This is a genomic window from Streptomyces sp. NRRL WC-3549 (assembly GCF_000721935.1).
Lineage (GTDB): Bacteria > Actinomycetota > Actinomycetes > Streptomycetales > Streptomycetaceae > Streptomyces.
This window is the reverse complement of record NZ_KL585400.1, coordinates 68,852-75,079: the sequence shown is the minus strand read 5'-3', so window position 1 is coordinate 75,079 and position 6,228 is coordinate 68,852. Positions and strand designations below refer to the sequence as shown.

General features: G+C 72.6%; 7 protein-coding genes. 4 read left to right on the top strand and 3 right to left on the bottom strand.

Going from position 1 to position 6,228, the window contains the following annotated elements:
* Window positions 1–752: cytochrome P450 (locus IH13_RS0116165; RefSeq protein WP_031085016.1), on the top strand; the 752-nt coding region annotated here is incomplete at its 5' end.
* Window positions 749–1,522: an enoyl-CoA hydratase/isomerase family protein gene (locus IH13_RS0116160; protein ID WP_031085014.1), complete on the top strand. Its 774-nt coding sequence runs from the start codon at window positions 749–751 to the stop codon at window positions 1,520–1,522. The genes IH13_RS0116165 and IH13_RS0116160, both read left to right, overlap by 4 nt.
* 200 nt (window positions 1,523–1,722) lie before the next feature.
* Here the strand turns inward: IH13_RS0116160 and IH13_RS0116150 are convergent, their stop codons facing one another.
* The 3 genes from IH13_RS0116150 to IH13_RS0116140 form a co-directional block, all read right to left on the bottom strand.
* Complete coding sequence (locus tag IH13_RS0116150) at window positions 1,723–2,091, bottom strand: STAS domain-containing protein (protein WP_031085011.1); 369 nt, start codon at window positions 2,089–2,091, stop codon at window positions 1,723–1,725.
* A gap of 69 nt (window positions 2,092–2,160) precedes the next feature.
* A complete protein-coding gene (locus tag IH13_RS0116145) occupies window positions 2,161–2,619 on the bottom strand; it encodes an ATP-binding protein (protein WP_031085009.1) in 459 nt (152 codons plus the stop codon).
* Between the two features lie 409 nt (window positions 2,620–3,028).
* Window positions 3,029–3,613 (bottom strand): hypothetical protein, encoded by a 585-nt coding sequence (locus IH13_RS0116140; RefSeq protein ID WP_082317621.1) that lies wholly within the window; start codon window positions 3,611–3,613, stop codon window positions 3,029–3,031.
* Window positions 3,614–3,908: 295 nt separating this feature from the next.
* On the opposite strand from IH13_RS0116140, the gene hemL reads away from it, so the two are divergent.
* Entirely contained in the window at window positions 3,909–5,216 is a 1,308-nt protein-coding gene (gene hemL, locus IH13_RS0116135) for a glutamate-1-semialdehyde 2,1-aminomutase (protein ID WP_031085006.1), read from the top strand.
* Window positions 5,213–5,911, top strand: a complete 699-nt coding sequence (locus IH13_RS0116130) for a histidine phosphatase family protein (protein ID WP_031085004.1) — start codon at window positions 5,213–5,215, stop codon at window positions 5,909–5,911. The genes hemL and IH13_RS0116130 overlap by 4 nt, the downstream gene beginning before the upstream one ends.
* Window positions 5,912–6,228 lie beyond the last annotated feature (317 nt).

Here is a 6,228-nt window from a genome sequence, read left to right as displayed (position 1 = left end):
TCGGACTGCCGAGTGCGGACCTGCCGCGGCTGCGGGACCTGACCCACGATCAGGTCTTCACCCAGGAGCTGCTGCCGTCCGCCAGCCAGCTGGCCCTCTCCGACACGGCCACGGCCGAACTGCGCTCCTACTTCACGGACCTGGTGCACCAGCGGCGCGCGAGACCGGGTGATGACCCCGTCTCGCGGTGGATCGCGACCTGGGACGCCATGGAGCCGGATCGCGACAAGGCGGACGAGGGGGTCTACTTCCTGGCCCTCTTCGTCCTGCTGGCGGCCCTGGAGACCACCGCCAACATGCTGTCCACGACGGTGCTCCTGCTCGTGGAGCACCCGGAGTGGTGGGAGAAGCTCGCCGCCGACCCCGGCCTGGTGCCCGGGTTCGTGGAGGAGGCGCTGCGCTACGACGCGCCCACCCATGTGATCAGCCGGGTCGCCGCCGCGGACTGCCTGCTCGACGGCGTCGAGATACGCAAGGACGAGATGGTCCACCTCATGGTGGGCGCGGCCCACCGGGACCCCGCCCGGCACAGCGACCCGGACCGGTTCGACCCCCTGCGCACCCCCGGCCACCTGGCGTTCAGCGGAGGCATCCACTACTGCCTCGGCGCCCCCCTGGCCCGTATGGAGGCCCACGTCCTGCTCCGGCAACTCGTCGGACGCCTTCCCCGCCTCGCCCTCGCGCACCCCCCCTCGTGGGCGCCCCGGGTGGCGTTCCGCCGTCTGCTGAATCTGGATGTCACGCTCGCATGAACGACATGACTCTCACCCGCACCGCCCGTGAGGCGATAGGCGTCGAGCAGGAGGGCGCCGTCCTCCACGTACGCCTCAACCCGGTGCTCGGGGAGGACGTCCTGGACGTCGCCGCCCTGGACGCCCTCATCGCCCTGGTCGACGGCCTCCACGAGCGTCCCGACATCCGGGTGCTGCTCCTGTCGTCCATGGGCGAGGACTTCTGCCTGGGGGCCGACCGCAACGAGTTCCAGGCGGCCCTGACCGCGGACCCGACCGGCGGGACGCTGCGGCGCATCGCGGACAAGGCCCACCGGCTGTGCCAGGCGCTGGAGACCACCCACGCGGTCACCATCGCCCGGCTCCACGGCCGGGTCGTCGGCGCCGGGCTCGCGCTCGCCGCCTACTGCGACCTGCGCGCGGGCGCGGACACCGCCCGCTTCCGCATGCCGGAGGTGGGCGTGGGGCTTCCGCCCGCGTGGGGCGGTGCCATGGGCCGGCTGATCTCGGAGGCGGGCGCCGCCCGCATCCGCGAGTTCATGCTCACCTGCGAGCCGTTCGACGCGCCCACGGCCCACCGGCTGGGCCTGCTGCACAAGGTCGTCCCCCTCGACCAGCTCGACCGGGCCGTCGCCGCGTGGACCAGACCGCTCGTCCGCCGCTCGCCGGAGGCCCTCGTCCTGACCAAGCGCATGCTGAACGGCTACGCGCGCGCGGACCGCACGGCCGACGTCTCGCTGCTCGACTCCCACCTCCTGACGGCCCAGCTCAACCAGGTCAGGGGTTCATGACCGCGGACACCGCGTGGGACACGGCGCCCCGCACCGGCACGATCCGGCCCTGACCGGCCGCGTTCGCGCCCGGTGCGGGGCGCTCCACGTCCGGCCCCCCGTCGCCACCGGGGCCGGCGGGTACGGCCAGGAGCCCGCGCGGGACCGCACCGACGGCGGCTCCGCCCTGGGCTGAGGGGGCGTCACCCGGCTCGCGCGGCTCAGCGGGGCGCGGCCAGCGCCTCCTCCAGGGTGGGATGGCACTCCAGGACCGCGTCGACCCCCGCCATGGAGAACAGGCGCCGCAGGACCGTGCCCGGGGCCGCTATGCGCAGGCGGGTCTGCTGATGCACCTGGACCAGCAGGCCGAGGAAGGACGAGTCCCCGAAGGTGACGGCGGTGGCGTCCAGGACGACGACGTCGTGGCAGGCCGCGGCCTGCCACATGGCGAGGTACAGGGGATCGACGGTGTCCGAGTCGAGGGCGCCCTGGGCCTGGACGACCCAGCACCCGGCCCTCTCGAACTCGGCCACCACCGGCACCGCGGCGGGCGGCTGGGGGCCGTCGGGGGAGGGGACCGGGCTGATCATGTGCCGAGTATGCCAACCCGGCGGGGTCCCGCGCGGGGTGCCCGGGAAGAACCCGCCCCGCCGCGGCGGTCAGGCCAGGGCGACCAGGGCGACGATGTGCTTGCCGCCGGGGTGGAACGTGACGGTCAGCCGCCGGGTCAGACGGCGTACCAGCGGCCAGCCGTAGCCACCGATGTGGTCGGCCTCCGGGAGGCGGACGGTGACGGCCGGCGGCGTGCTGCTGGCGTCGGACACCGTGAGCAGCAGGCCCTCGGCGTTGACCTCCGCCGCGAAGCCGGTGAGCCCTCCGCCGTGCCGCAGCGCGTTGGTCACCAGCTCCGACGTCACCAGCAGGGCGTCCGCCACCGTGACGTCCGCCGCCCGCCCGTCCGGACCGCCGGCCCGGGCCGCCAGCAGGCGGGTGACGACGGCGCGTGCCGCCGCCGCGTTCTGCGGGACGCCGGGCGCCGCGCGGACCGGGGAGACGTCTCGCCGATCGCCGACGGCCTCGTCCGGACCGCCGGCCGGGTGTATGCCGTTCACTGTCATGTCCCCTCCCCGTTCACCGCCTATGACGCGTTCCCGACAGGCGCTGCCTCACACGCCCGCCGTGTCACGGGCGACCCGGGCGCACCGGCCCCGTCGGGGGAACGCGGTGCCCCCGCGGTTCGCGGACCGGGAGCCGTAGGGCGTGCCCGTGGCCTTGAGGAGCGGGTGCCCGCCCTCAGGGGCGCCGCCGCGCGTGCGGCGGGGCGTGCGGCCACGCCGCTCCGGCGACTTGGCACCGGACAGGTCTATCACCGTGGGGTCGGTGCCCCGCCCGGCGGCCTCCGCCGGACCTCGGTCAGGGCGGACGACCCAGGCCTCGCCCCGGGCCCGCCGCGCACACGGGACCGGCCCCGCCCGGCCGTGGGCGGGCGTCGGGGAGCGGCGCTCGGCCGTCCCGGAACGCTACGGCTCAGGGCCAGACCAGGCAGTACGCCTGATGTCCCGCGTCGTGCAGCCGGTGCGAGAAGTCCTGCCACTCGTGGAGCAGCTGGTAGACGTTGTACGCGTCGCGCGGGCCGCCGCGGTCGGGAACCGTGGACCAGATGAACGCCGCCGCGCCCACCGACTCCTCGCCGACGTCGCGCAGTGGGTCGACCACCGTCATCGGCAGTTTGACGACCGCGTAGTCGGGGTGGAGCACGACCAGCTCCAGCGGGGGGACCTTGTGCAGGGGTATGCCCTGTATGCCGGTGAGGACCATGGCCGCCACCGTCTCCGGCTTGATCTTGGTGAACATGCCGCCCATGCCCAGCTCGTCGCCGCCCAGCTCCTCGGGGCGCATGGAGATGGGCACCCGCGCCGCCGTGGCACCGTCAGGGGCGCCGAAGTACTTGTAGGTCACCCCCACCCGTCCACTGCTCCTGATCCCCGCGAGCTCCGCCTCGGCCGCCCGGGCTTCCCGGGCGCGCTCCGCCTTGCGCCGGTGCCGCCCTCGCCGGGCAGGCTCGGGCCCCAGGCCGTCGGTCCCTTCGCCCACTCCGCCACCGCGATGCATATCTCATCCACCCGACTACTTCTTACGGAGACACAGCCCCGCCGCGCAACCCGATCATCGTGTCAGTGACCTCCCCCACGGGCGTGCGGTGAAACACCTGTCCGCAAGACCGCCGGCGCCTCTGACAACATGGCATGTGTGAGCTTTCCCTATGACGCCCCAGTTTCGCAGACGCGAGGAGACTGACGCCCTTTCGTTGTACGAGCCTCATACGGGGAGAGTGCGTTCCCTGCTCACCGGTTGCCGGACCAGCCGGCCGGACCCCCGAACCCACGAATCGCAGATCAGGACCAAAGTGGCGTATTCATACGAAGCCCCAGTTTCACAGACGCTTTTCGACCGTGCGTCCCACGTGACGCCCGGCGGCGTGAACTCACCCGTGCGTGCCTTCCGGGCCGTGGGCGGTACGCCCCGGTTCATGGTGTCCGGTACGGGTCCGTACCTCACCGACGCCGACGGCCGCGAGTACGTCGACCTCGTGTGCTCGTGGGGGCCGATGATCCTCGGCCACGCGCACCCCGAGGTCGTCGCCGCCGTCCAGGACGCGGTGGCCCGCGGTACCTCCTTCGGTACGCCGGGCGAGGGCGAGGTCGCGCTCGCCGAGGAGATCGTGGCCCGGGTGGAGCCGGTCGAGCAGGTGCGGCTGGTGTCGTCCGGCACCGAGGCGACCATGTCCGCGATGCGTCTCGCCCGCGGGTTCACCGGGCGCGCGAAGGTCGTGAAGTTCGCCGGGTGCTACCACGGCCACGTGGACGCGCTGCTGGCCTCCGCCGGTTCCGGCGTCGCCACCTTCGGCCTCCCCGACACGCCGGGCGTCACCGGCGCCCAGGCCGGCGACACGATCGTGCTGCCGTACAACGACCTGGACGCCGTGCGCGCCGCGTTCGCCGCGCGGCCGGGCGAGATCGCGTGCGTGATCACCGAGGCGTCGCCCGGGAACATGGGCGTCGTCCCGCCCGGGGAGGGCTTCAACGCCGGGCTGAAGGAGATCTGCGCGGCCAACGGCGCCCTGTACATCTCCGACGAGGTGATGACCGGCTTCCGTACGTCGAAGGCCGGCTGGTACGGCGTCGACGGGGTGCGGCCCGACCTGATGACCTTCGGGAAGGTCATGGGCGGCGGCTTCCCGGCCGCGGCGTTCGGCGGCCGTGCCGACGTCATGGCGCACCTGGCCCCCGCCGGTCCCGTCTACCAGGCGGGCACGCTCTCCGGTAACCCGGTCGCCACCGCCGCGGGCCTCGCCCAGCTGCGGCTGCTCGACGACGCGGCCTACGCCGCGGTCGACGCGGTGTCGGCGGAGATCCGCAATCTGGTGGGCGAGGCGCTCACCAAGGAGGGCGTCGCGCACACGGTGTCGGCGGCGAGCAACATGTTCTCCGTCTTCTTCACCGACGAGCCCGTCCGTGACTACGAGGACGCCAAGAAGCAGGAGGCCTTCCGGTTCACCGCCTTCTTCCACTCGATGCTGGAGCAGGGCGTCTACCTGCCCCCGTCCGCCTTCGAGTCCTGGTTCGTCTCGACGGCCCACGACACGCAGGCCGTCGAGCGTATCGCCGCGGCCCTGCCCGCCGCCGCACGTGCCGCATCGGAGGCCACCGCATGAGCGAGAAGAGAACGGACGGCAAGAAGGACATCACCGTCGTCCATCTGATGCGCCACGGGGAGGTGCACAACCCGCAGGGCGTGCTCTACGGACGCCGCCCCGGCTACCACCTCTCCGAGCTCGGCCGGCAGATGGCCGACCGGGTGGCCGAGCACCTGGAGAAGCGCGACGTCACCCATGTCGTCGCCTCCCCGCTGGAGCGCGCCCAGGAGACCGCCGCGCCCGTCGCCAAGACCCACGGGCTGGACGTGGCCGTCGACGAGCGCCTCATCGAGGCCGCCAACGTCTTCGAGGGCAAGACCTTCGGGGTCGGGGACGGGGCGCTGCGCAAGCCGGACAACTGGAAGCACCTGACCAACCCGTTCAAGCCCTCCTGGGGCGAGCCGTACATCGAGCAGGTCGTACGGATGATGGGAGCCCTGGACGCGGCCCGCGACGCGGCCCGCGGGCACGAGGCGGTCTGCGTCAGCCACCAGCTGCCGATCTGGATCGTGCGCAGCTTCGTGGAGCGGCGCCGGCTCTGGCACGACCCGCGCAGGCGGCAGTGCACGCTGGCCTCGCTGACCAGTTTCACCTACCAGGGCGACAAGATCGTGTCCGTCGGATACACCGAGCCGGCCGTGGACCTGGTGCCGGCGCACCTGCGCGCGGGTGCCAAGCCGGTCAAGGGGAAGTCCAAGGCGTTCGGGGCCTGAGAGGGCCCTCCGCCCTGGACCGGGGCCCTCCGCCCTGGACCGGGGCCCTCCGCCCTGGACCGGGGCCCCGCAGGGCCCTGGGGGACGCTTCCCCTGTCACGATCCTGTGGAGTCTCCGTGAGGGTCTAGTCACGTAATAATTTTTGTGATTATCGGCGGAACCGCCGTGTTGTCGACCTCATCTAAGCCAACGGCAGTTTGTATGGCATTGAGGTAAAACGACCACAGATGGGGACGCTATGCGTGAGATCGACCGAAGGGGACTTCTCGGAGCAGGACTCGGAGCCGCAGCCGCACTGACCATGGCCTGTCTCTTA

Bases quoted from the DNA above. Each gene is read 5' to 3' on its own strand.
- IH13_RS0116160 (WP_031085014.1), top strand. From the start codon at position 749: ATGAACGACATGACTCTCACCCGCACCGCCCGTGAGGCGATAGGCGTC.
- IH13_RS0116150 (WP_031085011.1), bottom strand. From the start codon at position 2,091: ATGATCAGCCCGGTCCCCTCCCCCGACGGCCCCCAGCCGCCCGCCGCG.
- IH13_RS0116145 (WP_031085009.1), bottom strand. From the start codon at position 2,619: ATGACAGTGAACGGCATACACCCGGCCGGCGGTCCGGACGAGGCCGTC.
- IH13_RS0116140 (WP_082317621.1), bottom strand. From the start codon at position 3,613: ATGCATCGCGGTGGCGGAGTGGGCGAAGGGACCGACGGCCTGGGGCCC.
- IH13_RS0116130 (WP_031085004.1), top strand. From the start codon at position 5,213: ATGAGCGAGAAGAGAACGGACGGCAAGAAGGACATCACCGTCGTCCAT.